Raw genomic sequence first — 26,430 nt, 5'->3', positions numbered from 1 at the left:
CTATGGGTTCTTGACCCTAAGCCGTGATTGATACTCCCCAGGTACCAATCATTATAATTTTGGAGGGATGAATGGCTATTCGCGTAGCGATTAATGGTTTTGGCCGTATCGGCCGTCTGGTTCTGCGTTCTATCGTTGAAAGCGGTCGCGCCGACGTTGAAGTTGTTGCCATCAACGACCTGGGTGACGTCAACACCAACGCACATCTTCTGAAATATGATTCCGTTCATGGCGTTCTGGCCAATGACGTCAAAGCCGAAGGCGACGATCTCGTCATTGACGGCAAGGCGATCAAGGTTTGCTCCGAACGTGACCCGGCGAACCTGCCGTGGGCCGACCTTAAAGTCGACATCGCATTCGAGTGCACCGGTATCTTCCTTGACGAAGCAGGTGCAGGCAAACACCTGACCGCAGGTGCCAAGCGCGTTCTGATTTCTGCCCCGGCAAAGGGCGACATCAAGACCGTTGTTTACGGTGTTAACTCCGACAGCCTGACTGCGGATGACGTCATCGTTTCGAACGCATCCTGCACCACCAATTGCCTGGCACCGGTTGCAGATGTTCTCAACAAAACCGTTGGCATAACCAAGGGCTTCATGACCACCGTTCACGCCTTCACCGGCGACCAGAACACCGTGGACAGCCTGCATAAAGATCTGCGTCGTGCCCGTTCGGCATCGCTTTCGATGATCCCGACCTCGACCGGTGCAGCCAAGGCTGTTGGCCTTGTTCTTCCGGAACTCAAAGGCAAGCTTGACGGTACCGCGATCCGCGTCCCGACCCCGAACGTTTCAATGGTCGACCTAACCTTCGTTGCCGGTCGTGACACCACCGTTGATGAAATCAACGCGGCGATCAAGGAAGCTGCAAACGGCCCGCTGAAAGGCGTTCTTGGCGTTTGCGAAGCACCGCTGGTTTCGGTTGACTTCAACCACAACCCGAACAGCTCGACCTTTGATGCGACCCAGACCCAGGTCATGGATGGCAACTTCGTTCGTATCCTGTCCTGGTATGACAACGAGTGGGGCTTCTCCAACCGTATGAGCGACACCGCTGTCGCCATGGCGAAGTTCCTCTAAGCATCGCTTAGACCAGACTATGCAAAGTGCCCGAAGTTCTGCTTCGGGCACTTTTCTTTTGCGCCTCTTTCCGTCACTGTTGCGGTGACACGCCGATCAAGACAAACAGGAGCCCGGCCCGTGAGCCTTCTTTTCAAGGAACTTGATTATCGCCCGACACCGATGGGGGTTTTAAGCCTGCGCCGCCGACGTGAGCTCAGCCTTGATATCGATGTCTATGAGATCAAGCTTGATGAAGAATATCTGATGTCGAGCCTGTTTACCGATGCCGAGATCGCGCTGGCCGACCTTGGCCTGGCCGAACTGGATCGCGACAACCTTGATGTGGTCGTCGGCGGGCTTGGGCTTGGTTATACCGCCAAAGCCGCGCTTGATAATCCCAAGACTGGCAAGCTGACCGTGCTTGATACCCTGCCCGAGGTCATCGAATGGCATCAGCAGGAATTGCTGCCATTGGGCGCGCAGCTTTCAAATGACCCGCGCTGTGCGCTGGTGCATGGGGATTTCTTTGCCGCGTCACTTTCCGATACGCCCGGCATGACCCCGGATGCACCCGAGAAACTGCATGATGCGATCCTGCTCGATGTTGATCATTCGCCGGGCAATGTCCTGCATGAAGACCACAAGCGCCTTTACACCAAGGATGGCTTGGCGAAGCTTGCCAGCCATCTAGTGCCCGGCGGGATTTTTGCCCTGTGGTCGACGGAGCTGCCCGAACCATGGTTTGAAGAAAACCTGAAATCCGCGTTTGAGACCATCAGATCGGAGGTCATTACCTTCAAGCATCCGCTGATTGACCGTGAAGACATCAACACGGTCTATGTCGCGCGCACCAAGGCCTAAGCAACCATCATGACCGCCCTGCCCGACCTGATTATCCGCATTCATGGCATGAATGGCGCCCGGTCTGTTTGCCGGGTGATGGGTCATCAAGGCTTTGGGTTACTCTCTCCCGATCACGCAGCGCAATCGCACGGGGCGCAGTGGTTTGCCGATCTGATCACGCTGGTTCGTGAAGAATTTCCAACAGCGGACTTCAAGGCAATCCTTGATTGTCGTGGACGGGTGTCTGGCGCACTGGCCGCGATTGAGCTTGGGCTTGATGGCGTGATTGTCGATCCCCTGCCCGATGACCAGCTTAAGAACCTTCGGGACATGGCGCGTCAGACCAAGTGTTTGGTCATGACCGCCTTGCCGCCGACTGAGGCAGTCTATCAGATGGGTGATGACGTGCTGCCAGACCCGGAACTCGACAAACGGTTGCGCAGATACCTTGAAACGTCCACACGCTAGGCAATTGCCAAACCTTACGTCAAAGGTTACATAACACGCAGGAAAACATCAGGAATTATCATCGTGAATTCAGACGAACTTGCCGGTCTTTATCTTCTGACCCCGCCGAAAATCGACCTTGCACCCTTTGGCGAGAAGCTGAAATCCGTGCTTGATACCGGTGCGGTTGATTGCCTGCAATTGCGCCTGAAGGATGTCAGCGACGATGAAATCCGCGCAGCGATTGATACCATCCTGCCAATGTGTGTCGAGCGCGACATTCCGCTGATCCTTAATGACCGTCCTGACATTGCCAAGAAATCGGGCTGCGATGGTGTGCATGTTGGCGAAGACGATGCCAGCTATGACGAAGCGCGCGCCATCATGGGCGAGGAACATATTGTTGGTGTGTCCTGCTATGACAGCCGCCACAAGGCGATGATCCTTGGGGAAAAAGGTGCGGATTACGTCGCATTTGGCGCGTTCTATCCGACCCAAACCAAGGAAGCCAAAACCAGCGTCACGTCGGAAATCCTAGAAATCTGGACGACCTTTACCACGGTACCCTGTGTTGCGATTGGCGGTATCACGGCCGAAAACGTCGCCCCGCTTGTTCTGGCAGGCGCCGATTTCATTGCGGTCACCGGGGGTGTCTGGAACCATCCGGACGGGCCGGAAGCCGGGGCAAAGGCGATCAAGGCGGCGATTGCGGCCACTGATATCTGATCTGGTTGCCGGGCGACCGGAAATTGCTTGGGACGCAACTGCTTGCCCAAGCCATGCGCGAATGACGGGGTGTTATGCGCGTAAACCCGGATCAATCTGCTTGCAGCAAAACAGCCGAACTGGTAGGTAGAGCCCCTGAAATGGGGCGCTTGCCCCTTATTGCATTGTGAATCTGTGATCTGAAAGAACGGTTTGTGCCATGAAAATCAACGGCAACGAAATCCGTCCGGGTAACCTTATCGAACATAAAGGTGCCCTGTGGCGTGCAGTAAAATGCCAGGCTGTGAAGCCGGGTAAAGGCGGTGCTTTTAACCAGGTTGAACTCAAAGACATTCGTACCGGCACCAAGCTGAACGAACGTTTCCGTGCGTCGGAAACCGTCGAAAAGGTTCGTCTTGAGCAGAAAGAATACACCTACCTGTTTGCTGATGGTGACATGATCACCTTCATGGACAGCGAAACCTACGACCAGATCACAGTAAATTCCGACCTTATTGGCGAAGCTGCTGTCTATCTTCAGGACGGGATGGTTGTGACCATCGAATCCTTCGAAGGTGAGCCGCTTGGCGTTCAGCTGCCCGAGCATGTCGTCTTCGAAATCGTCGAAGCCGATGCGGTCGTCAAAGGTCAGACCCAGTCTTCTTCCTTCAAGCCGGCTGTTCTTGAGAACGGTGTTCGTGTGATGGTGCCCCCGCATATTGAATCGGGTACGCGCATTGTCGTGAACACCGTCGAAGGCACCTATGTCGAGCGTGCCAAGGACTAAGGGCCTCCCTACCCGCCGGTTCGGAAAGCGGACCTTCTTTTAATTCAAATTTCCGGGAGATATGCCGTGCGAGGCGCCGCCCGTCGTTCTGCAAATATCAACGTGATGTACAAGGCTGTCGAAAAGGCAGCCTATGGACTGAAACGCGACTTCGGTGAAGTCGAAAACCTTCAGGTGTCGATGAAAGGCCCGGCAGATTTCGTATCTGCAGCTGATCACCGTGCCGAAAAACGCCTGCGTGAAGAGCTGGAGCGTGCGCGCCCCGGTTACGGCTTCCTGATGGAAGAAGGTGGTGAGATCAAGGGTTCCGACCCTGAGCATCGCTGGATCATTGATCCGCTTGATGGCACCACCAACTTCCTGCATGGCATCCCGCATTTTGCCATTTCGGTTGCCCTGCAAAAGGGTAACGAAATCATTGCCGGCATGATCTATGACGTTGCCAAGGATGAGTGCTTCTGGGCGGAAAAGGGCGTTGGTGCGTTCCTTGATAACCGTCGCCTGCGCGTTTCTGGCCGTCGTCGCCTGAACGAATGCGTTCTGGCCTGCGGTGTGCCGCATCTGGGTCACGGCGATCATGCAGCATTTGAAAAGCAGCTGCATTCGGTCATGGATCGTTGCGCGGGTGTGCGTCGTATGGGGGCTGCTGCCCTTGATATGGCTTATGTCGCGGCCGGTCGTTATGACGGCTATTGGGAATCTCACCTGAATGCGTGGGATATCGCAGCGGGTATTATCCTGATCTCGGAAGCTGGCGGTTATATCCGCGACGAAAAAGGCGGCACCAACATGCTTGGTACCGGCAGCGTGGTTGCAGCCAACGACTATATCCAGCCGGTGCTGGCCAAAACGCTGAAAAAGGCGATTGCGGGCTAACACACCGCTTTTGTTACTGTTTTTTGAAAGGGGCGCTTCGCAATTTGCCGAAACGCCCCTTTTGCATTATCGGTCAAAGCGGTTGTCCATCACCTGTCTCTAAGCTATGGTGCATGGGACTGTGTGGCCCGATTGCGGGCCTGCGGACAACAGGGGGGCATTCCAAAAGATTTGCGGGTGCCTAATGATCGACACAAAACTGTGTGAAATAGAACAACGTTACCAAACGATTTCAAACACAGGGTATTAAGGGGCCTGCGATTTGATGATGGGGTATTCCAAGATTTCGGTGCTTGCGATGACGGCTGCACTGGGCACAACCGTGTTCTTTGGCGCTAACGCATCCGCACAACAATACTCCCCGGTTTCGAATGACAGCAGCGTTCAGGTAAACTGGGACGTTGCAGATGGCTATGGCGGTCAGCCGACCGTGCCACAATATCTTTCCCCGACTGTTTCACGCGATCACATCGTCATGCCCGGCGGAGATCTGATTTTCCCGGAAACCAAACCGAAATCGACCTTCCTGGCCGCAGAACAGTTTGCCAGCGCCAGCGGTTCGGATGGCTATGACGGCGGCTTCGAAACAGTTGTAATCGATGGATCAAGTGGCGGCGGCAATGCCTTCCCAACCCAATCAGAATTTTACGGCGTGCCTGGCGTTGCCACAACGTCCCCTTCCCCGGCTTCAACACCGACCATGATGGATGACGGCGCAAACCAGACCATCGCGCTGAACCAGCCGGAACCGACCGCTGCATCGCGCAGCAAACCGGCCGCACCGGCGGTTAGCGAAAGCAGCAGCTCAAACGTGCCGACCCCGCTGACCAAACCGGCACCGGCACCGACCCCGAGTGTTGCAGAAGCCGCACCAGCACCGCCTGCCCCGACCGCACCGGAGGTTGCACCGATTGCAGATACACCGGAAGCCCCGGCGGCACCGGCACCTGATACTACCCAGTCTGCGACCGAAATGGCGGCCACGGCCGAGCCGATAACAGAACAGACTGCCCCGGAAGCCCCGGCAGCAGAGGAAGCCGCCCTTCCACGGGAAACCGAACCGGAACCGATGCCTGCCAAGGGTACGGATGAATACAGCCTTGGCTTTGCCGCAGAAAGCTTTGAGCTGAGCGACACCGCCAAAAGCCAGCTTGATAGCGTGATTGCAAGCATGGGTCAGGACGAAAACCTGCGCATTCAGTTGCAGGCCTATGCCCAGGGGGATGGATCAAACGCGTCAAAGGCGCGTCGTCTGTCGCTGTCGCGCGCGCTTCAGGTTCGTTCCTATCTTATTGACCGGGGTGTGCGCTCCACGCGCATTGATGTTCGTGCCCTTGGTGCGAATGTTCCGTCCGGCCCCGCCGATCGCGTCGATATCAAAACCGTTCAACGCTAGGATTAATCCGTTATGAGCAGCAATACGGCAAATGGCACGGGATCGCTCCCGCCCATTACCAAACCCGGAAGTTATCTGACACGTATGGCAATCTTTGTTGCCATCATTGCCGGGGTTGGTGCCCTGCTGTTCCCGGCCCTGTCTGATGCCTTTATGGCCAATGCTGTTCTTAATGGCCTGATCCTTGGTGTGTTTGTTGTTGGTGTGATTTACACCTTCCGCATGGCCGCAAGCCTTTCACCCGAAGTTACCTGGATCGAAGATTTCCGTCGGTCGCGCCCGGGACTGACATCGCAGGTCCCGCCGAAACTTCTGGCCCCGATGGCCAGCATGATGGCCGAACAGCGCCGCGACCGTCCGCAGCTGTCGACGACTTCGACTCGGACCATACTTGATTCGATCCGTTCGCGTCTGGATGAAAGCCGCGAGCTGTCGCGCTATATCGTGGGTCTTCTGGTGTTCCTTGGTCTGCTGGGCACCTTCTGGGGCCTGCTTCAGACGGTGAACTCGGTTGCTGGCGTGATCAGCAACGTCAATGTCGGCAGCGGGTCGAACATGGATCTTTGGTTCTCTGAACTGAAAGACGGTCTGTCCGAACCGCTAAGCGGCATGGGTACCGCGTTTTCGTCCTCGCTGTTTGGTCTTGCCGGGTCGCTGGCGCTGGGCCTTCTGGACATGCAGGCCGGTCAGGCACAAAACCGCTTCTTCAACGATCTTGAAGAATGGCTTTCAAGCTTTACCCGCCTCGGCTCGGGTGGCGGTATTTCCGATGGCGAACAGTCTGTTCCGGCTTATCTTTCGGCCCTGATCGAGCAGATGGCGGATAATATGGAAGGGTTGCAGAACTCTATCCAGCGCTCGGAAAGTTCGCAGATCAAATCGCATAACACGCTGATCGATCTGGCCGACAAGCTTTCGACCCTGACTGATCAGATGAAGGCCGAGCAGCAATTGATGGTCAAGCTGGCGGAAAACCAGATGCACCTCAAACCGGTTCTCGATCAACTGGCTGATTCGATGAAGATGGGCAGCTTTGGGATCGATGATAATACCCGTGCGCACATCCGTTCGCTTGATAACCAGCTGAACCGCATTGGTGAGGAACTCACCATGGGTCGCCAGCAATCCACACAGGAAATCAGAAGCGAAATCAAACTTCTGGCCCGCACCATCGCCGCCATCGCCGAGGAGGGCTGATCGCATGATCGGGCTTTCGCGCCGTCGTAACCGCGATGTAAATACCTGGCCTGGCTTTGTTGATGCGCTGGCGACGCTTTTGATGGTGATCATCTTTCTTCTGATGATCTTTGTCATTGCGCAGGTCTATCTGGGTGCGGCTCTTTCGGGCCGTGATGAAGCGCTGAGCGATCTGACAGCCCAGGTCAATGAATTGACCAACCTGCTGTCGCTTGAACGTGGCAACAATCAGCGCATGGAGCTTGAGCTCACCCAGCTGACGACCGAGCTTTCCAATACAGCCGATCAACGCGATGATCTGCGGGCGCGCGCAGCTACCCTTGCCGATCAGTTGGCCGCAGCCGAACTTTCCGCTGACGAGATCGAGCAAAAGCTTCTTGCTGCCCTGGCATCGCTTGAAGACAAGGAATCCGAGCTGACCGAGCTTCGCGAAACCACGGGCGAGACGATCTCGGATCAGGAAACCCGCATTGACGAGCTTTCTGCCCTTCTGGCGTCGCGTGCAGCCGAACTCGAAGAGCAAAAGAACCTCAGCGAAGAAGCACAGGCACAGGTAGCAGCGCTGAATCAGCAGATGCTCGCCCTCCGTCAGCAACTTGCCCGGATTGAATCCGCGCTTGAAGCGTCCGAGCGCGAGAACGAGGAAAAAGACGCCCAGATCGTTAATCTTGGCAATCGCCTGAACGCAGCCCTTGCCACCAAGGTGGCCGAATTGCAGCGCTATCGTTCGGAATTCTTTGGCCGCCTGCGTGAAGTTCTGGGCGATCGTCAGGATATCCGCGTTGTCGGCGATCGCTTCGTCTTCCAGTCGGAAGTCCTGTTTGGATCCGGCTCGGCTGATCTTGGTGAAGAAGGTCAGGAACAGCTTGCCAAACTGGGCGAAACCCTGACCGCGATTGCCGCCGATATCCCCGATGATATTGACTGGGTGATGCGTGTGGATGGTCACACCGACAAGGTGCCGATCAGAAACCTTCAGTTCGCGTCGAACTGGGAGCTTTCAGCGGCACGTGCAATTTCGGTGGTCAAGTTCCTGATTGATCAAGGCGTTCCACCCAACCGTCTGGTTGCTGCCGGCTTTGGCGAATATCAGCCGCTTGATAACCGCGATGACGAAATCGCCTATCGCCGCAACCGCCGCATCGAGTTCAAAATTACCGAACGCTAAGGCGCATCAAAGCCAAAATCACGACAAACAAAACCCCGCCAGATTGCTCTGGCGGGGTTTTGCCTTTGTACGGTCCCTTGCCCCCGGGACCGCACATCGGGGTTTTGATCAGAGGGACTTGGTGCAGAAATAGAAGTCCACGTAATCATAGGCGGGATTGTTGACGCGCTCGGCTGCGGCCTTGGCGGTATGGGCCGGCGGGACGATAACCTTGTCACCCGGTTGCCAGCCTTCTGGCGTGGCAACACCGTTCTTGTCGCTGGTCTGCATGGCATCGAGCATGCGCAGGAATTCCGGAATCGAACGCCCGTTGCTCATCGGGTAGTAGACCATGGCGCGCAGCATGCCTTCGGGATCAATGATAAAGGTCGCGCGCACAGCCGACGTGTCGTCAGCACTTGGATGGATCATGCCATAGGCCTGGGCAACTTCCATTTTAAGATCGGCGATGATCGGGAACGGGATTTCCACGCCAAAGTTCTGCTGAATGTTGCGCATCCAGGCGATGTGCGAATGGGTGCTGTCAATCGACAGGCCCAGCAACTCGCAATTGCGTTTGGAGAATTCATCGGCATGTTTGGCAAAGGCGATAAACTCGGTCGTGCAGACCGGGGTAAAATCGGCCGGGTGGGAAAACAGTACAAGCCATTTGCCACGATAGTCAGACAGGGATTTGACGCCATCGGTGGTGGGCGCAGTGAAGTCCGGGGCCGGTTCATTGATACGCGGCAAACCGACACGAATCTGGGGAGATACAGTCATTCTGGGGCTCCTAAGTCAGGAAATATCGTCCGCTCCGTTTAAGTACATTATAATTATTTAATTTTCAGAAATTATACGATGATATATGTCAATGAAAGGTCGATTTTTTACGGAAAAAGATGTGTGAAATCAGCGCTGTGATTCCACGCGGGTAAATCCGTCCCTGCCCCTGTCCTGCCCACTCCATTTTCAGAAATTAATGCCGTCAGGGTCATCTCGTGAGTGGTGATTTTTGCTGGCCTGACTTCCGGGTTGTGGTTAGGGTCGAGGCGCTTGCGACCAACTTTTCAATTATTTGCATTTCAGCGGAGCCACCATGCTGCGTGATATTTCGCCCCAAAGTATTTTCATGGGCCTTTTGGCCGGATTTGTCGGATCGGCAAGTTCATTTGCCGTCGTCCTGCAGGGACTGACCGGCGTTGGCGCCAGCCCCGAACAGGCGGCATCGGGCCTGATGGCGCTGTCGATTTCGATGGGCCTTTGCGCGATTGTCTTATCGCTTAAAACCCGTCTTCCAATCAGCATTGCCTGGTCCACACCCGGTGCTGCACTTTTGGCGACATCCGGTGCGATTGAGGGCGGCTTTGCGGTTGCCGTTGGTGCCTTTATCGTTTGCGCCGTGCTGATCATTATCAGTGGTGTTTGGAAACCGTTGGGCCGTGCAGTTGCGGGCATTCCGGCGCCGATCGCCAATGCGATGCTGGCCGGTGTGTTGCTTGGCCTGTGCCTGGCCCCGGTCAAGGCGGTTGCCTTTGATCCATTGCTGGGTCTGCCGATTGTCATTGCCTGGATTGTCATGGGCCGTTTCAACCGCTTGCTTGCCATCCCCGCCGCCTTGTTGGCCTTCGTCGCGGTGATGGTATTCGGGGTCGAGTTCCCGGAAAATGCGATTGCCGATCTGGGCAGTGCGATTGCGCCACCGGTCGAATTCGTCATGCCGGAATTTACCCTGACCGGGTTGGTTGGCATTGCCTTGCCGCTTTTCATTGTGACCATGGCATCACAAAACATTCCGGGCACCGCAGTGCTACGCGCCAACGATTATGACACTCCGCCGGGTCCTCTTTTTACCGTGACCGGGATCTTTTCATTGCTGTCCGCCCCGTTTGGCGGACATGCAGTTAACCTGGCGGCGATCACGGCTGCGCTTTGTGCGGGCAAGGACGCCCATCCCGATCCGTCGAAACGGTATTGGGCCGCTTTTTCAGGCGGTGTGTTCTATATCGTATTCGGGCTTTTGGCCGGATTGGTGACCGCCTTCATCAGTCTGGCGCCGGGCATCCTGATTGAAGCGGTTGCCGGTCTTGCCCTGATTGGCGCCTTTGCCGGATCGGCAGTTGCGGCGTTCAAGGAAGAAGACGGTCGCGAAGCAGCCGCCGTGACATTCATCGTCACAGCCGCGGGCCTGACCTTTTATGGGATTTCCGGTGCCTTTTGGGGGCTGCTTGCCGGGGGGCTGATTTACTTCCTGACCCATTTGCGCAATGGCAGAAAAAAATCGGACTGAAGTTTCAGCCCGATTTTTGTTCTTCGATCCTAAACCAGTTTGACCTTTGGTTCAGGGCTGGGCGGTGTTTCCACCTTTGCGTCTGTCAGGGTCGAGATGGCGTCAAACTGTGACAGGAAGACGTCACCGGTCAGCTCGTCAAGGAAGTGGGTTTTCTTCAGACGGTCCATAACCGGGCCTTTGACCTCGGACAGGTGAAGGGCAATGCCCATTTCCTCAAGCCGGTGATTTATCGCCTCAAGCGATTCAAGGGCGCTGAGGTCAATCTCGTTCACAGCCGAGCACATCAGAACCACATGTTTGAGGTTCTCGCACGCCACCACCCGATCATAGAGGTAATCCTCAAGATATCGCGCATTGGCGAAATAAAGGCTTTCGTCAATCCGGATGGTCAGAACCGACGGATGGGTGATCACCTTATGACGCAGCACGTTGCGGAAATGCTGGGTATCGGGGACAAGCCCGACCTCGGCAATATGCGGGCGTGAGGTTTTATAGAGGAACAACCCGATCGACAGAACCACACCGGCCGTCACACCGACCTCAACCCCAAGACCAAGGGTCAGAAGGATGGTGGCCAGAACCGCGATGAAATCGGCCTTGGAATATTGCCAGCTGGTTTTCAGGATCGAGAAATCCACCAGCGACAACACCGCAACGATAATGGTCGCCGCAAGGGTCGCTTTGGGCAGGAAATAAACAAGCGGGGTTAACGCCACCGCCGCAATAGCCAGACCAACGGCGGTAAAGGCGCCAGCAGCCGGCGTTTGTGCCCCGGCATCAAAGTTCACGACCGAACGGGCAAAACCACCCGTCACCGGATAACCGCCCGTAAAGGCCGCACCGATATTGGCAGCCCCCAGACCAATCAGTTCCTGATCCGGGTTGATGCGCTGACGGCGTTTGGCCGCAAGGGTTTGCGCGACCGAGATTGATTCAACAAAGCCGATCACGGAAATCAGGATGGCCGGTACCAGAAGATCAGTCACCAACCCCGGACTGAAGTCCGGCATGGTCAGTGGCGGCAGGCTTTGCGGGACATCGCCAACAATTTTCACACCGCGATCTGCCAGACCGAGATACCAGGTTGCCGCCGTGGTGGCGAAAACAGCAAAGACCGGCCCGGCCTTGGTCAGGACGTCGGCCGCGCGTGCACCAAGACCCAGTTTGCGCAAGGCAGGCTTAAGCCCCTTACGCACCCAGAACAGAAAGCCCGTGGCACAAATGCCAATGATCAGGGTCGTCTGATTGGTTTCGGGAATATGCGCAATCAGCGAGGAAACGATTTCCCAAAGGTTATGCCCGCTGGCATCAACACCAAGGATGTGTTTGAGCTGACTGGCGGCAATGATCATGCCTGATGCGGTAATGAAACCGGCAATCACTGGATGTGACAGGAAGTTGGCGAGAAAGCCCAGCTTGAACACACCCATCGCAAGCAGGATCGCCCCGGAGAGGGCCGCAAGCGTCAGGGCAGCCAGCGCATAGCCCATGTTGCTGGTTTCGGCAATATTGCCAACGGCGGCCGCCGTCATCAGGGACACAACCGCCACCGGCCCGACCGCAAGTGCGCGGCTGGTGCCAAAGATGGCATAAAGAATGATCGGCGCGATGGAGGCATATAGCCCAGCCTCGGGCGGCAGACCCGCCAGCAGCGCATAGGCAAGCGATTGCGGGATCAGCATGATCGTCACGATCACGGCTGCAATCATGTCATTGCCAAAGGCCGTCCTGTCATAGGTCTGTCCCCAGTCAAAGATCGGGACATATTTCCGGAGCATATTGAGGCGCATTCGTCGATCTCTTAGATCAAGGTTGGTCCAAGGCAACGCGCACGCTGCCTTGGACGAAGGGTATTTTAGTTGGTCGTGACTTTTTCAGGCTTGGCCAGCCATTCCTTGCCACGCAGCATCGCCTTCCAATAGATCGGCGGCAGCAGCTTTTCCTTAAGCAACCAGGCAAGGTGGGACGGCTTGGTGCCATCGATCATCCATTTCGGGAAGGACGGCAAAAGCGTGCCGCCATAACCGAATTCGGCCAGAACAATGCGACCGCGCTCCACCGTAAGCGGGCAGGATCCATAGCCGTCATACTGTGCGACCGGGGATTTGCCATCGATATCGGCCACAACGTTTTCGGCAACCACCGGCGCCTGTTTACGGGCCGCAGCAGCCGTTTTGGCGTTGGGCGCGTTCATCACATCACCCAGAGACCAGATGTTGCTAAACGATTTGTGACGCAGCGTTGCCTGATCGACATCGACCCAGCCAGCAGCATCTGCGAGCGGGGAGACACGAATAAAGTCCGGTGCCACCTGCGGCGGACAGACATGGATCATGTCAAAGGACTTCTCGATGCGTTCGACCTTGGTGTCGGGTTTGGCAACATCGAACCAGGCCTTTTTCGCATGACCATCAATCGCCACCAGATTATGGAAGAAATTGAGATGTGCGTCGTATTTCTTCACATAGCTTTCAAGCGCCGGGACATAGTCCTTTACGCCGAACAGCACGCCACCGGCATTGCAGAAATCAATATCGATGTTCTTGAGAACACCCTTGCGGTTCCAGTGATCGGCCGAAAGATACATCGCCTTTTGCGGGGCACCGGCGCATTTGATCGGCATTGGTGGCTGGGTAAAGACCGCCTTGCCTTCGCGCATCGAGGAAACCAGTTCCCAGGTATAGGGTGCAAGGTCATAACGATAGTTTGACGTGACACCATTGCGGCCCAGCGTTTCGACAAGACCATCAACCCGGTTCCAGTCAAGCTTGAGCCCCGGACAGACGATCAGACGGTCATATTTGACCACCCGGCAACCATCAAGGATGACAGCATCGTCTTGCGGTTCGAACGCAGCCACGGCGGCCTTGATCCAATGCACGCCCTTGGGAATCAGTGACCCCATGGTCTGTGCCGTGGTGCTGGCTTCAAACACGCCACCACCAACCATGGTCCAGCCCGGCTGGTAATAGTGGATATCGGCCGGATCAATCACCGCGATCTCAAGACCCGAACGTCGGGCCTGCAGGCTGGACGCCACCGAAATACCGGCGGCACCGCCGCCGATGATCACGACGTCATATTTCGCATCGCCCTGATCGGTGGGCGTTTTGCCGCCATTGACAATGCGGCGGACAACACCGCCCATGTCATACCCGGCGGCCTTGGTGGCGCGAAGGATTTCGCTGGTATCGAGTTTTCCGGCCTGGCTCAGCGACCATAGCGTTGTCGAACGGGTCCCCGTCCGGCAATAGGCAAAGATCGGCTTGGGCAATTCATCAAACAGACGACCGAAGTCACTGGCATCGTCATCACTGACCTTGCCCGAAACAATCGGCTGATAGCGGACTTCAAGCCCGGCTTCCTTGGCCGCGTTTGAAATTTCCTCGTAGGTCGGTTGGTCGGAACCCTCGCCGTCCGGCCGGTTACAGACGATGGACCGGAAGCCGAGCTTGGCGATTTCCTTGACATCGTCTGCAACGATTTGCGGACTGACGGAGAACCCGTCACTTATTTTTTTGGTTTCCATGGCTTTTCCTCACCTGAGTGTTGATCAAAGCCCGTTCACCGGGACTTTCAGCATTTTCTTGCCGCTGCCATCGGTCGGCACCTGACCGGCGCGCATATTGACCTGAAGCGACGGGATAATCAGACGCGGCATATCAAGCTGGGCATCACGTTCGGTGCGGAACTTGATGAAGTCTTCGCGGGTTTTGCCCTGGCCGACATGGATGTTGTGCTGCTTCTCTTCGCCAACCGTGGTTTCCCACTTGATGTCACGGCCATTGGGGCCGTAGTCGTGGCACATGAACAGACGCATATCGTCAGGCAGGGCGAGCAGCTTCTGGATGCTGTCATAAAGGGTCCCGGCATCACCGCCCGGGAAGTCGGCACGGGCCGAACCGCCATCGGGCATGAACAGGGTATCGCCGACAAAGGCGGCATTGCCCATGACATGCACCATGCAGGCCGGGGTGTGGCCCGGGGTATAGATGGCAAAGCAGGTCATGGAGCCGACCTGATAGGTATCGCCATCTTCAAAAAGGCGATCAAACTGGCTGCCATCGCGCTGGAATTCGGTGCCCTCGTTAAACACCTTGCCAAAGGTGTCCTGAACGACGGTGATCTTGCTTCCGATGCCAAGCTTGCCACCCAGTTCCTGCTGGATATAGGGGGCCGCAGACAGGTGGTCGGCATGGACATGGGTCTCGATGATCCATTCCAGCTTAAGGCCCTTTTCCTTCACGAATGCGATGATGTTATCGGCATGATCGAACGTAATCCGACCCGCCGCATAATCGATATCCATCACGGAATCGACAATCGCGCAGGCGCTGCTTTCGGGGTCCTTGACCACATAGCTGATCGTGTTGGTATCTTCGTCAAAAAAGGCCGTAACTTCGGGTTTTACGGACATGTTTACCGGGTATGCAGACATGGATTCCTCCTAAACAACTGCCTCCGTGCAGCCTTGTGAGCGGCCTGCATCGGATAGGTTTGCGATGGCCTTTGTCCACAGGTTTGCGGACAAAACATCTGGCTATGATCTTTATTTTAGGAATTCGCGATTTGCGCTTCAGTGACGAAGTCACCAAACATCGCAATATCAACACTTAATAATTCTAAAGTCGTAGAACCGCCCAAGCAGCAGCGGTTTTCTAGCTTTGCGCCAGCTTTTCCAGCGGGGTGCGTTCGATCAGGCGGATGGTGCCGCGCGATTGTTCGATCCAGCCGCGGCGCTGGAATTCCTGCAGCTGGCGCGAAATGACTTCACGGGCAGTGCCCAGCTCAACAGCCAGTTTCTGATGGGTGGCCGACACCATATCCTCCTCGCCCGCCAGTTCGATCAGCTTGTGGGCCAAGCGGATATCAAGCTTCTGGAAGGCGATTTCCTCGATCACCATGAACAGGTCGGTGATGCGTTTGGAATAGGCGGTAAAGACAAACTGGCGGAACTCGATCGAGTCCGAGACAAGCTTGTCAAACACAGCACGCGGGATTGCCACCGCACGGGTTTCAGTTTCGGCAATGCCTTCGGCAGAGTAATCCTCATAGGCCAGAAGGCAGGCCGTGGTCAGAACGCAGCTTTCCCCGGCATGCACGCGATAAAGCACAATCTCACGGCCTGTGTCGGACGTCTGTTGCACACGCACCGTGCCATCCAGCAACAGCAACAGGTTTTCCGGCGACTTGCCCGGCCCGAAAATGATGGTATTGGCGGGAACGGTAACGATCTTGCTTTCATCGACAAGGAAGGATCGGATGCCCTCAGGCAAACGTGACAGACCCGGAAACTGGTCGATCCAACTCAAAACCTTATCCCCCTTGAAAGCATTGCTTAAATCTACATCACATTCGATGTAAAAGGAAATTATCCCGGATGCAACTGTACTTTGGAATATTTCCGAAAACGCACGCCGCCCGTGCCCTCCAACCACGTTACACGATCAGTCGACCACCATACAAAAACGGACAGCGATGTGCTGCCCGTGCGTGTTGATGTGCCAAGTGCCCCTACTCGGTTTTCGACGGCGGGATGTGCAGATTGCCGGTCTCGTCAATTTCCCAGAACGGGTTGAACGCCACTTCCCAGGCATGGCCATCTGGGTCGCGGAAATAGCCGGAATAGCCACCCCAGAACACCTTTTCGGCCGGTTTCTGGATTTTGGCGCCCGCCTTTTGCGCCTCCGCCATGACCTGATCGACTTCTTCTTCACTGCGCGCGTTATAGGCCAGCGTCAATCCGGCAAAGCTTGCGCCCGTATCATCATCGAACTTGCCGTCTTCCTTAAGCGCGTTGCGCCCGAAAAGTCCAAGGGCAAGACCATTGGACAGCTGGTAAAACACCACCTGCCCTTCGACCATCTCGGTCATTTGCCAGCCCAGCCCGCCTTCATAAAAGCGACGCGCCCGATCCAGATCGGCAACGCCCAGCGTAATCAGCGAAACACGTTGATCCATTATATGCTCCTTGCTGTGCGCACCCGAAACCCGCGCGAGGTTACCACAGGGTGTTATCCCCGCCGAGCCTGGACTCGGCCCATCTTGCAATTTCGCATCGCAGCAGAGGCGCAATTTTATTGCGCGTAAATCGGTACCGGAATAAGTAAATAATAAGTTGACCTTACGTCAACAGATGCAATCGGGCGTTTTGCTCGTTGCGATGCGAGTTCGTTTTGAAAAAAGGTCAGTATTTATTACCATTTCAGGATCAGGCTACGGTCCCGCAAACCGACCCTGAAACATAATTTACAGGTCATACCGAAACACTGCACCAACACCCATATCAAGAAAAGCAGTGCATAGGGCCCGAAATGACCCCGCATATCAGAGAGATCCGAGGGAGACCGGTCATGGCACAACAATTGGCGGCAGTTCAACTCGACGATAAATATACGCTTGAGGAAGGCCGGGTTTACCTAACAGGTATTCAGGCGCTGGTTCGCCTGCCCCTGATGCAGCGCCAGCTTGATGCGCGCGCAGGCCTTAATACCGCCGGCTGCATTTCAGGCTACCGCGGATCGCCGCTGGGTGGGCTTGATCAGCAGCTTTGGCGGGCCAAGAAATTCCTGACCAAACAACAGATCGAATTTCAGGCCGGGGTCAACGAAGATCTTGCCGCCACCGTCGTCTGGGGCAGCCAGCAGGTCAATATGTACAAGGATGCCAAATATGATGGCGTCTTTGGCATGTGGTATGGCAAGGGCCCGGGTGTTGACCGGTCCGGGGACGTTTTCAAACACGCCAACTATGCCGGTACATCCAAACACGGTGGGGTTCTGGTTCTGGCCGGGGATGACCATTCCTGCAAATCATCCACCCTGCCCCATCAGACCGAATATGCCTTTATCGATGCGCAGATCCCGGTCCTGAACCCGTCGGGCGTGCAGGACATTCTTGATTACGGTCTGCATGGCTGGGCGATGAGCCGTTACTCCGGCTGCTGGGTGGCGATGAAAACCATTGCCGAGACGGTGGAAAGTTCGGCGGCCGCCGATGTCGCGCCCGATCGGATCATGCCCGTCATCCCGACTGATTTTGACATGCCCGAGGGCGGCCTGCATATCCGTTGGCCCGATACGCCCAAGGAGCAGGAACATCGCCTGATGAAATACAAGCTATATGCCGCACTGGCATATGCGCGGGCGAACAAGCTCAATAAAACCGTGATCGACAGCCCGAATGCGCGGCTTGGCATCATCACGACGGGCAAGGCGTATCTCGATGTCATGCAGGCATTCGATGACCTTGGCATTTCCGAAGAAGACGCTGCCAAGATCGGCATTCGCGTGCTCAAGGTCGGGATGAGCTGGCCGCTCAATCGTGATGACGTGCGCGAATTCGCCATGGGGCTGGAAGAAATCATCGTCGTCGAGGAAAAGCGCGCGGTGATGGAAAACCAGGTCAAGGAGCAGCTTTATAACTGGCGCGAAGATGTCCGACCGACCGTGATCGGCAAGTTCGATGAAACCGGCGAATGGATCCTGCCATCGATGGATGAACTGACACCGGCGCGCGTCGCCGTGGTGCTGGCCGAACGCATCAAGCGGTTCTATGACAGCCCGGCCATTCATGAACGCATCGACTGGCTGGCGGAAAAGGAACGCGAAATCGCCGAACCGCGCCCGGATGTGGCACGTATTCCGTGGTTCTGCCCCGGTTGCCCGCATAACAGTTCGACCAAGGTGCCTGACGGCAGCCGCGCGATGGCCGGTATTGGCTGCCATTACATGGTCAACTGGATGGATCGATCGACCGAGACCTTCACCCATATGGGCGGCGAAGGCGCGACCTGGATTGGTCAGGCGCCGTTCACCAATGAAAAGCACGTCTTCCAGAACTTGGGCGATGGCACCTATTACCATTCAGGGTCGCTTGCCGTGCGGGCGGCGGTCGCATCGGGTGTCAACATTACCTATAAAATCCTGTTTAACGATGCCGTTGCCATGACTGGCGGACAGCCGGTTGATGGCCCCCTGACCGTGCCGCAAATCACGCGCCAGATGTTTGACGAAGGCGCCAAACGCATCATTGTTTTGTCGGACGAGCCGGATAAGTATCCGATGGGTGCCGAGTTTGCGCCGGGTGTTGATGTCCGTCATCGCGACACACTTGAAGACACCCAAAAGGAACTGCGTGAGATCGAAGGCGTTTCGATCCTGATCTTTGATCAGACCTGTGCAGCCGAAAAACGCCGCCGTCGCAAGCGCAAGCTGATGGTCGATCCGCCCAAGCGCGTCTTTATCAACGATCTGGTTTGTGACGGCTGTGGCGATTGTGGTGAGCAGTCCAACTGCTTGGCGGTCGTGCCGGTCAAAACCGAATTTGGCCGCAAGCGCGCCATTGACCAATCGGCATGCAACAAGGATTTCTCCTGCCTTAAGGGTTTCTGCCCGAGCTTTGTCACCATCGAAGGAGGCGAGCTTCGCAAACCCGATGCAGCAGCCAAGGGCGATACCGGCACGGACGCCGTCTTTGCCAGCTTGCCGCGCCCGACCCTGCCCGATATTGATGATCCGTGGTCGGTTCTGATCACGGGTGTGGGTGGCACGGGCGTTGTCACCATCGGGGCGTTGCTTGGTATGGCCGCCCATATTGAGGGCAAAGGCATTGTCGGTCTTGACATGGCAGGTCTTGCGCAGAAAGGCGGGGCGGTTGTCAGCCATATCCGTTTTGCCAATGATCAGCAAAAGCTCCACGCCGCCCGCATTCCGGCCGGTGAAGCCAACGTGGTGCTGGGCTGTGATCTTCTGGTCGCGGCAAGCTTTGAAGGGCTTGCCAAGATGCGCCGCAACTTTACCCAGGCGGTGATCAACACCCATGAAACCGTCACCGGCGCCTTTACCCACAATCCGGACTTCGAGCTTAAAACCAACGAGCACATGAAGGTCATCAATGACACCTGCGGGGCAGATGCCGTTCATTTCGTGGAAGGCAGTGACATTGCCACCCGCCTGATGGGCAATTCGATTGCGACCAACCTGTTCATGCTGGGTGTTGCCTGGCAGCGCGGTCTTATCCCGATCAGTGAAGAAGCGCTGATGCAGGCGATTGAGCTTAATGGCGTGTCGATTGACATGAACAAGCAGTCCTTCCATTGGGGCCGCCTTTATGCCCATGACCGCAAGCGCGTGATTGATGTCGTCGGCCCGAACGAATCCGAAGCCCACCCGATTGCGACCGAGCTTTCCGACATCATCGCCAAACGCCGCGCGTTCCTGACCGATTATCAGAACGCGGCCTATGCGGATCGTTTCACCGCCCTTGTCGATAAGGTTGCCGCCGCCGAAAAACGCCTTGGCGATGAAGACGATCTCGCCCGGACAGTTGCCAAATATTACTTCAAGTTGCTGGCCTATAAAGACGAGTATGAAGTGGCCCGTCTTTATACCGATCCGGCGTTCCTAAAAAAGGTCACCCAGACCTTTACGGGCGATTACAAGATCAACTTCCATCTGGCGCCGCCATCACTGGCCAATGCCGATCCGGAAACCGGAAAGCCGCAGAAATCGGTCTATGGTCCGTGGATGATGACGGCCTTCCGCATGCTGGCAAAAATGAAGTTCCTGCGCGGCACCAAGCTTGATCCGTTTGGTCGCAACCCGGAACGCCAGATCGAACGCCAGTTGATCACGGATTACGAAAAACTGGTGACCGAGGTCATCGACGGACTCACCCACGACAATGCCCGCATCGCCAAGGCATTGCTCGCCCTGCCCGAACACATTCGCGGCTACGGCCACGTCAAGGAAGAGCACATCGAAAAGGCCAAAGCCCGCGAAGCCGAACTGCTCGAACAGTTCCGTAACCCGCCCGAACACCTCAAGGCAGCGGAGTAAGCCGAAAATCAAAAGGGCCGCATCAAGCGGCCCTTTTGTGGTTCAGACGAAACGTGCAGTGCGGCGTCGGAAATCCGGCAAAAACCGGGCGGCTCCTTCGCGCAAATCACGGACCGACTTTTCATGGCGCTTACGTTTGCGATAGTCGGCAATCATGTGATCGGTTGATTCAAAGCCGTCCTCGATCCCGCGATCAAGGTTTTCCCAGGTCCAGTCATAATTGATATGCGGGGAAACCGGGATTTCGACGATATCGATTTTACGGCCACTTTCAGCGACTTCACGCTTAAACGCCGTGACCGCGTCCTCGCTGGCGGATGCGGCAAACAGCATCACCAGATTGTTGAGCGCGTCATACAGGTTTTCGGGCTGACGCACCTGTTTGAGATCAAGAATACGACTGACCCATACTTCGTCGACATCCGGGTGCAGGCGCAGAAAATCAAAGAAATTGACGGTGTCGACCGTTGCCCCTTCGCAATAGGTATCGCCATTTATTTCAACCGGCTCCTCGATAAAGGGCAAGGCCGAACAGGCACATAGCGTCTGGGCATTCATCTGCGGCAAGTCATAGTGGTCGGGTTTGTTGGTAAAGAGTTCAAGCCGCTGTTTGGAAAGATTATAGGCGTTATGGAACATCGCCGGCTTGTCAGGCTGATAGAGACGATCAAATTTCAGCCGGTCGAGAAACATGCTGTCTGGTGAATAGATCTTTGCCAGCCCCTTGGTCTGGGTCTGGTACATCGACCCGACCAGAAAACGCGACAACGGATTTGCCGCCAGAAAACCGTTTAGCAAGACATCGTTGAAATTGTGGGGCGTCCAGTATTTTGGATTGCCCATGAAGTGCTGCACATGTTCGACCGCCTGACCGATGGCGTCGGGCACAAGCAGCCCCTGATAGCTGTTGGGGTTAAAGAAGTAATTCAGTTTGTTGGCGAAATCAGAAAAGAAGTCCGGGGCAAATGCCGATGCGATCGGGAACCGTTCATAAACACTTGCCGGTCGGAAAATTTTACGAAAGAAGGCGATGGTCTGGTCAAGTTCCTGGCCCTCGTCTGCCTGGTTCCAGGCAACCGAAAGCCAAGCGCCGATACAGGCTGAAGACCAAATATCAAATTTGATATCTGGTTCCTGCTGCAAGCGTTTGAGCACGCCGATGCTCAATCCTACAGCAGGCCCGCCGCCTGAAAGAAAGATGGCTCGTTTGATTTTGTCCACGTCCCAGTCTCCTTGTTGAAAGCCGAACGGGTCGACTTGAACAACTTGGTGCAAACGCCACGGATGCCGCTGCGTGCACCATCGTTCACCCCCAGGAGATACCAGTCCGTCTTTGCAGACTTGTAGATACAGTGATTATTATAATGATTTTAAGCCAAATCATTTGAGACAAATGTTCAATAGTGATGTGAAGGAACACAAAAATTTATATACATCTATATATGTAAAAACCGAGTATCTATACTAAATTTCACTTTTGAACGGTTTACTTTTATATTTTTAATTAAACTGCAAAATGATTCTGATAAATTTTGAAACAAAACTATCAAATTATATTTACTTAATCCCATGAATCACAAAAGCCGCACAATGGCGGCTTTTGGATTCGGATTTTATTATTTATTATTGGTAATAACCAACCATGAAAATCTTGCCATCGTGGGCTTTCACCCAAGTTTTCTTTTCAGCAAGCTTTTTGGTTTGCGGATGAGTCCATGTGTAGTTTGACCAGCCACCATCCGGGCTTGTCTTGCCGGTTTCGACCATGTCACGAATGATGAACTTGCTGTTCACATCCTGCAGATCCCAAAGACCCGGGTTGTTCACAAGCTTCGGGTTGATCGCATGGGTCAGAAACGTTCCTTTTTCCCCGTCGGCAACGATGACGTAAAACTCGTCAAATACGTAGTCGCCGGACTTGTCATCAAACACCGCAAATGACTTTTCCTGACCGACTTCGTCATAAAGGGCGATTGCCTTGTCGACCAGATCCTTGGCCGTTGCTTCCTTGTCCTGTGCCATGGCTGATGACACGTTCAACACCATCAAAAACGACACACACGCCGCAACGAAAGAACGCAAAACGATTTTCATCCTGAATACCCCTTAGTGATGAAAGTTGAGTTGGTGAAGGAATTAAACTGCACGCAGGCGCGCGACGAGTTCATCGACAGAGCTGCTCAGACCTGCCATTTCGCGGCTAAGTTCGCTGGTTGCTTCGCCAACGCTGCCTGCGGAGTCACGGGTGGCACGAGCGATCTCACGCACGCCCCCAATGCCGCCCGAAACGGTTTCGGCATAACCGGCTGCCTCGGAAATGCTACTGCTGATCTGACCAGTAGCATTGCCTTGTTCCATGACGGACTCTGCCGTCATTTTCAGAATTTCGTTGATGCTCTGAACACTCTCGACAATCGTCCGGATTGCATCAACAGCCTGACCGGTTTCAGCCCGGACATTGGCAATTTCCGATGCGATCTCTTCGGTCGATTTTGCCGTCTGGCTGGCAAGGTTCTTGACCTCATTGGCAACCACGGCAAATCCTTTGCCCGCCTCGCCAGCACGGGCTGATTCAATCGTTGCATTCAGCGCCAGAAGGTTGGTTTGTTCGGCAATATTGCCAATCAACGCAGCAACATCTTCGATCCGAATGCTGGCATCTTCGAGGCGGCGGATTTTTTCGTCCGCATCAAGTGCCTGTTCGCTGGCCTCTTGTGCCTGACGGCTACTTTTCTGGATTTCCTCGCTGATATGGGAAATCGCAGATGCAAGTCCGGACGCTGCCTGGGAAATCTCGCCCATGTTGTGGCTGGATTTACCCGAGGCATCAAAGGCGCTTTCGCTTTGCTGATCCGTACGTTCGGCATTGCCCAGAAGTGCCGATGCAGAAGCCCCGATCTCTTCAATCGCGGCACTGACCGCAGTCGCCGTGCCCTGTACCGAAGTCTCGATATCATGGGCCAGTTCCTGCATGATCCTGCGTTTTTCCTCAACCGCGCGGGCTTCGTCCTCCTGACGTTGCTCTTCGGCGGCTTCGAGGCTTTCGGCATTCTGACGGAACACTTCGACCGCATCTGCCATTTTGCCCATTTCGTCTTTGCGACCGGTAAAGGGCACCAGAATATCGGTTTTGCCTTCGGCAATCTCACGCATGACGTGCGTCAGCTTTTTGACCGGTGCGCCGATAAGGGATGCGATAACAAAACTGATCACCGCCATGGCAACCGATGCCAGAACCGCCGCAATGATTGTCTGATCCTGTGCAGAGCTGCCGACCGCCATGGCCGCACCGCTTGCACTGTCCATTCTGAGTTCTGCGGTTCCGCGCAGCTTGGAAAGAATGTCCATCAGTGCTTCATAGTCGGACTGTGCCGACCAGGAGAAGCTGAGCGCACCCGTGTAATCAATATCGAGCATGCCAAGAACCTGATTGACCTTGCCAAGATAACCGTCAAAGCGCTCTTGGGCGTCAACCGACATCTGGCGACCGGTTTCCGTAAGGCTGTCGCTGTCAAGCAGGGTTACAAAGGACTGACGCGCATCGCTGATCTGGGTTTCAAGATCTTGCAAAACGGCGTTCATCCGGTCTTCGTCAACACCGGCTGCGGACCAGGAAAGCAAACGATAGAGGGTCTGATGCACCCTGGTCACATTACGATCAATCTCGCTAATATCCTTGACCTCCGGATACGCCTTGCTGACGGCGAATTCCAGACCGTCAGAAAGTGACAGGATGGCGCGCCCGCCTATCAGACTGACAGCGATGATCGCAACAACGGCGATAACCGGCAAAATGGAAAGCTTGGTCCCGATATTCAGATTCGCAAAAGTCTTCATTCTTTGGATATCCAAAATTGACATTCACAGGTGGCATCAGGCGGCGTCGTTACTGGCCGCCTGAAGTTTGGCAACGGTTACGTCACCGGTCGTATTTCGATATGCAGAAAGAACACCGTTGGTCGCGCGATAACCGTCCTCGATGCTGCGATCGAGGTTTTCCCACGTCCAGTCGTAGCTGATATTGGCTTCGACCGGGATTTCGATGACCCGGATATCACGGCCACTTTCGGCGACTTTGTATTTGAACAGCTTGACGTCGTCTTCGCTGGTGGTTGCCGCAAACAGCATCACCAGATTATTGAGCGCGTCATAAAGGTTTTCCGGCTGTCGTATCTGCTTGACGTCCAGGATGCGACTGACCCAAACCTCATCAAGATCAGGGTTCAAACGCAGCAGATCATAGAAATTGACGGTATCGACCGTGGCCCCTTCGCAGTAGGTATCGGCACCAATCACCACCGGCTCCTCGATATAGGGGAGTGCCGAGCAGGCGCACAATGTCTGGGCGTTCATGCCCGGCAAGCCATAGGAAAGCGGCTTGTTGGTGAACAACTCCAGCCGCTGCCGCGTCAGGTTGTAGGCGTTGTGCAGGATGGCCGGTTTGCCATCCTCATAAAGCCGGTCAAAATCCAGCAAATCAAGAAAAGCACTGTCGGGATAGTAAATGCGTGACAGTCCCCGGTTGCGAGACTGGTACATCGCGCCCATCATGAAACGCGACAGCGGATTGGCCGCCATGAAACCGTTGAGGATCAATGAGTTAATATTACCCGGCGTCCAGTATTGCGGCTTGGCAAGAAACTCTTGAACATAGGATGCCGCCTCCATGATAGCTTCGGGTACGATCAATCCCTGATAACTCCGGGGATCGAGCATATAGGCGATGGTATTGCTGGTCTGGGAGAAGAAGTCCGGGGCAAAGGCCGCGGCAATCGGGAAACGGTCATAAACCTTTTCCGGTCGACAGATGCGTTTGAAGAACTCGACAGTCTGTTCATATTCGCGTCCCGGGTCTGACTGATTCCAGGCAACGGCAAGCCAGGCACCGATACAGGCCGTCGACCAGACATCAAATTTGAGATCGGATTCTTCATGTAACCTTTTCAAGGCACCGAGGCTCAAACCAACGGCCGGCCCACCACCAGCCAACGCAATCGCACGCTTCTTTTCCGCCATGTCGTCGTCCCCCGTCTAAGGAACCGGGCATTACGCCCACCACGGGCCAGTCGGAAAGAAGATCAAACTCTCGATCGAAACCGCTCATACTGGCCCAAGCGTTCTCGCAATGTTTATATTGCATCGCACAAATACAACCTATGAGCCAGTGCGTTTCGTCACAGTTACACTTATACGTTTTGCTGCTATGCAACAGAATAGCCAAAGTTGCATTTGGAATCATACATATAGAATCAATTACTTAAGGATCTGATTTGATCTGTAAGAATGAGAATGAACTACTCGTTTGAGCAGCTACCCTAATACTTTTTCCTTTGAAGAAAACGTATTCAACCGCCCTGCTGCGGTCTGCCCAAAGGAGATCAGAAGCTTCTTTCGGCGCGCTGCAGAAAGCTTGATTTCGGGACTTGGACGAATGATGGCGGCGTTCCGCATGCTGGCAAAAATGAAGTTCCTGCGCGGAACGAAACTTGATCCGTTTGGCCGCAACCCGGAACGCCGGATCGAACGCCAGTTGATCACCGATTACGAAAACTGGTGACCGAGGTGATTGACGGGCTCACCCACGACAATGCCCGCATCGCTAAGGCATTGCTCGCCCTGCCCGAACACATTCGCGGCTACGGTCACGTCAAGGAAGAACACATCGAAAAGGCCAAGGCACGCGAAGCCGAACTGCTCGAACAGTTCCGCAATCCGCCCGAACATCTCGAGGCGGCGGAGTAAGTCAGCCACGTCTCCAACAGCAAAGGTCTCGGAATTTCCGGAGCCTTTTTTCTAAACCAAGGTCCTCATTTGAGTTAACACACTGGACGCTTCAAAG

At 55.1% G+C, this 26,430-nt stretch carries 22 protein-coding genes and 1 pseudogene; 12 read left to right on the top strand and 11 right to left on the bottom strand.

What is annotated here, in order from left to right:
* The first annotated feature begins 71 nt into the window (after positions 1 to 71).
* The 9 genes from gap to ACXAIA_RS19130 all read left to right on the top strand — a co-directional run bounded on the left by gap (position 72) and on the right by ACXAIA_RS19130 (position 8,480).
* Positions 72 to 1,079, top strand: coding sequence for a type I glyceraldehyde-3-phosphate dehydrogenase (gene gap / locus ACXAIA_RS19170; protein ID WP_475350766.1), 1,008 nt, complete (start codon positions 72 to 74; stop codon positions 1,077 to 1,079).
* 120 nt (positions 1,080 to 1,199) lie between these two features.
* The gene (locus ACXAIA_RS19165; protein ID WP_475350765.1) at positions 1,200 to 1,922 is read left to right on the top strand and encodes a polyamine aminopropyltransferase; all 723 of its coding nucleotides are present in this window, start codon (positions 1,200 to 1,202) and stop codon (positions 1,920 to 1,922) included.
* A 9-nt stretch (positions 1,923 to 1,931) separates the two neighbouring features.
* Positions 1,932 to 2,372 (top strand): hypothetical protein, encoded by a 441-nt coding sequence (locus tag ACXAIA_RS19160; protein ID WP_475350764.1) that lies wholly within the window; start codon positions 1,932 to 1,934, stop codon positions 2,370 to 2,372.
* Between the two features lie 63 nt (positions 2,373 to 2,435).
* Positions 2,436 to 3,077: a thiamine phosphate synthase gene (gene thiE, locus ACXAIA_RS19155; protein ID WP_475350763.1), complete on the top strand. Its 642-nt coding sequence runs from the start codon at positions 2,436 to 2,438 to the stop codon at positions 3,075 to 3,077.
* 199 nt (positions 3,078 to 3,276) lie between these two features.
* Positions 3,277 to 3,843 carry an elongation factor P gene (gene efp, locus ACXAIA_RS19150; protein WP_475346343.1) on the top strand — a complete coding sequence of 189 codons (567 nt, stop codon included), beginning with the start codon at positions 3,277 to 3,279 and terminating at the stop codon, positions 3,841 to 3,843.
* 66 nt (positions 3,844 to 3,909) lie between these two features.
* On the top strand, positions 3,910 to 4,719 hold the full coding sequence (locus ACXAIA_RS19145) for an inositol monophosphatase family protein (protein WP_475350762.1): 810 nt from the start codon (positions 3,910 to 3,912) through the stop codon (positions 4,717 to 4,719).
* Between the two features lie 265 nt (positions 4,720 to 4,984).
* Positions 4,985 to 6,115 carry an OmpA family protein gene (locus ACXAIA_RS19140; RefSeq protein ID WP_475350761.1) on the top strand — a complete coding sequence of 377 codons (1,131 nt, stop codon included), beginning with the start codon at positions 4,985 to 4,987 and terminating at the stop codon, positions 6,113 to 6,115.
* 12 nt (positions 6,116 to 6,127) lie between these two features.
* Positions 6,128 to 7,312 carry a flagellar motor protein MotA gene (locus ACXAIA_RS19135; RefSeq protein WP_475350760.1) on the top strand — a complete coding sequence of 395 codons (1,185 nt, stop codon included), beginning with the start codon at positions 6,128 to 6,130 and terminating at the stop codon, positions 7,310 to 7,312.
* Between the two features lie 4 nt (positions 7,313 to 7,316).
* Complete coding sequence (locus tag ACXAIA_RS19130) at positions 7,317 to 8,480, top strand: peptidoglycan -binding protein (protein ID WP_475350759.1); 1,164 nt, start codon at positions 7,317 to 7,319, stop codon at positions 8,478 to 8,480.
* Positions 8,481 to 8,588: 108 nt separating this feature from the next.
* On the opposite strand, the gene ACXAIA_RS19125 is transcribed toward ACXAIA_RS19130, so the two are convergent.
* On the bottom strand, positions 8,589 to 9,242 hold the full coding sequence (locus ACXAIA_RS19125) for a peroxiredoxin (RefSeq protein ID WP_475350758.1): 654 nt from the start codon (positions 9,240 to 9,242) through the stop codon (positions 8,589 to 8,591).
* 316 nt (positions 9,243 to 9,558) lie between these two features.
* On the opposite strand from ACXAIA_RS19125, the gene ACXAIA_RS19120 reads away from it, so the two are divergent.
* Positions 9,559 to 10,749 carry a benzoate/H(+) symporter BenE family transporter gene (locus tag ACXAIA_RS19120; RefSeq protein WP_475350757.1) on the top strand — a complete coding sequence of 397 codons (1,191 nt, stop codon included), beginning with the start codon at positions 9,559 to 9,561 and terminating at the stop codon, positions 10,747 to 10,749.
* Positions 10,750 to 10,778: 29 nt separating this feature from the next.
* Here the strand turns inward: ACXAIA_RS19120 and ACXAIA_RS19115 are convergent, their stop codons facing one another.
* The 5 genes from ACXAIA_RS19115 to ACXAIA_RS19095 form a co-directional block, all read right to left on the bottom strand.
* A complete protein-coding gene (locus tag ACXAIA_RS19115; protein WP_475350756.1) occupies positions 10,779 to 12,542 on the bottom strand; it encodes a SulP family inorganic anion transporter in 1,764 nt (587 codons plus the stop codon).
* 65 nt (positions 12,543 to 12,607) lie between these two features.
* Positions 12,608 to 14,281: a bifunctional protein tyrosine phosphatase family protein/NAD(P)/FAD-dependent oxidoreductase gene (locus tag ACXAIA_RS19110; RefSeq protein ID WP_475350755.1), complete on the bottom strand. Its 1,674-nt coding sequence runs from the start codon at positions 14,279 to 14,281 to the stop codon at positions 12,608 to 12,610.
* A gap of 24 nt (positions 14,282 to 14,305) precedes the next feature.
* Positions 14,306 to 15,190, bottom strand: coding sequence for an MBL fold metallo-hydrolase (locus ACXAIA_RS19105; RefSeq protein ID WP_475350754.1), 885 nt, complete (start codon positions 15,188 to 15,190; stop codon positions 14,306 to 14,308).
* 220 nt (positions 15,191 to 15,410) lie between these two features.
* Entirely contained in the window at positions 15,411 to 16,064 is a 654-nt protein-coding gene (locus tag ACXAIA_RS19100) for a Crp/Fnr family transcriptional regulator (RefSeq protein ID WP_475350753.1), read from the bottom strand.
* Positions 16,065 to 16,266: 202 nt separating this feature from the next.
* Complete coding sequence (locus ACXAIA_RS19095; protein WP_475350752.1) at positions 16,267 to 16,713, bottom strand: VOC family protein; 447 nt, start codon at positions 16,711 to 16,713, stop codon at positions 16,267 to 16,269.
* A 392-nt stretch (positions 16,714 to 17,105) separates the two neighbouring features.
* Between ACXAIA_RS19095 and ACXAIA_RS19090 the strand changes: the two genes are divergently transcribed.
* Positions 17,106 to 20,591 (top strand): indolepyruvate ferredoxin oxidoreductase family protein, encoded by a 3,486-nt coding sequence (locus ACXAIA_RS19090; protein WP_475350751.1) that lies wholly within the window; start codon positions 17,106 to 17,108, stop codon positions 20,589 to 20,591.
* 42 nt (positions 20,592 to 20,633) lie between these two features.
* Here the strand turns inward: ACXAIA_RS19090 and ACXAIA_RS19085 are convergent, their stop codons facing one another.
* The 5 genes from ACXAIA_RS19085 to ACXAIA_RS19065 form a co-directional block, all read right to left on the bottom strand.
* On the bottom strand, positions 20,634 to 21,812 hold the full coding sequence (locus tag ACXAIA_RS19085) for a patatin-like phospholipase family protein (protein WP_475350750.1): 1,179 nt from the start codon (positions 21,810 to 21,812) through the stop codon (positions 20,634 to 20,636).
* Positions 21,813 to 22,214: 402 nt separating this feature from the next.
* On the bottom strand, positions 22,215 to 22,685 hold the full coding sequence (locus ACXAIA_RS19080; protein ID WP_475350749.1) for a cache domain-containing protein: 471 nt from the start codon (positions 22,683 to 22,685) through the stop codon (positions 22,215 to 22,217).
* A 42-nt stretch (positions 22,686 to 22,727) separates the two neighbouring features.
* Positions 22,728 to 24,428 (bottom strand): methyl-accepting chemotaxis protein, encoded by a 1,701-nt coding sequence (locus ACXAIA_RS19075; protein WP_475350748.1) that lies wholly within the window; start codon positions 24,426 to 24,428, stop codon positions 22,728 to 22,730.
* Between the two features lie 36 nt (positions 24,429 to 24,464).
* On the bottom strand, positions 24,465 to 25,607 hold the full coding sequence (locus ACXAIA_RS19070) for a patatin-like phospholipase family protein (protein WP_475350747.1): 1,143 nt from the start codon (positions 25,605 to 25,607) through the stop codon (positions 24,465 to 24,467).
* Positions 25,608 to 25,901: 294 nt separating this feature from the next.
* Positions 25,902 to 26,042: an MmcB family DNA repair protein gene (locus tag ACXAIA_RS19065; protein WP_475350746.1), complete on the bottom strand. Its 141-nt coding sequence runs from the start codon at positions 26,040 to 26,042 to the stop codon at positions 25,902 to 25,904.
* Between ACXAIA_RS19065 and ACXAIA_RS19060 the strand changes: the two are divergent.
* Positions 26,023 to 26,333: pseudogene (locus ACXAIA_RS19060) on the top strand (DUF6537 domain-containing protein). The gene ACXAIA_RS19065 and the pseudogene ACXAIA_RS19060 overlap by 20 nt on opposite strands.
* The last annotated feature ends 97 nt before the right edge of the window (positions 26,334 to 26,430 follow it).

This window comes from Thalassospira sp. ABL2_045 (assembly GCF_056161285.1).
The sequence above is the reverse complement of the archived record's forward strand: the minus strand, read 5'-3'. Positions and strand labels throughout refer to the sequence as shown.